Below are 648 nucleotides of genomic sequence, written 5' to 3'. Positions count from 1 at the left end.
CACGGCAGCCAACAGCAACAGCGTCAGCCTGACGGCAGCGGTGAACGCCGGGAATGCTGCCGGGGATGATTACATTCCAAACCCTTCATTTGATCCGGCGTATGACCGTATGGGTTATGACGTGGTGGAGACCACCGCCGATGGTGTGCCGGCTGACTGCCCGTTCAGGTATGCCGTCCGGCTGGCCGGGCGAGACCATGTGCCAAAAATCAACAACATCGCCGTGACACCGGGCGACGTTTTCGAAATGTCTGCTCTGGTAGCGTGTGGTACAGGCAGCGCCGACTTTAATTTCTATATCGGTCGGGCCACCACCGCCACCGGCGGTATCGGGGCGAGAGCGTCCGGGGGCAACACTAAGACCACCTCCGCGTGGAAACGAACCACCTGGCGCTTTACTGTGCCGGCTGACACGAACTTCCTGCGACCGTTCCTGCAGGTTAATCAGTCCAGCCCGTTCGGCACCGTCTGGTACGCTGCCGACTGGCATATGCGCAACGTGACGGCGGCGAACAGTGCGCAGAAAACCGCAGATGCGACCGCAAAAGCGGTGGATTCACTGACCACCACGGTTAGCCAGCAGGGCGATACGCTCAGCAGCATCGGCACGCGGACCACCTCGCTGGAGAACAGCCTCCGGTCGACAAA

General features: G+C 61.0%; 1 protein-coding gene. It reads left to right on the top strand.

Features of this window, described 5'->3' with window-relative positions; genetic code table 11:
- Positions 1-648: hypothetical protein (locus tag PKE79_RS16560; protein ID WP_271174794.1), on the top strand; the 648-nt coding region annotated here is incomplete at both ends.

Source organism: Microbacterium barkeri (assembly GCF_027921765.1).
Classification (GTDB): Bacteria; Actinomycetota; Actinomycetes; order Actinomycetales; family Microbacteriaceae; genus Microbacterium; species Microbacterium barkeri.
The sequence above is the reverse complement of the archived record's forward strand: the minus strand, read 5'-3'. Positions and strand labels throughout refer to the sequence as shown.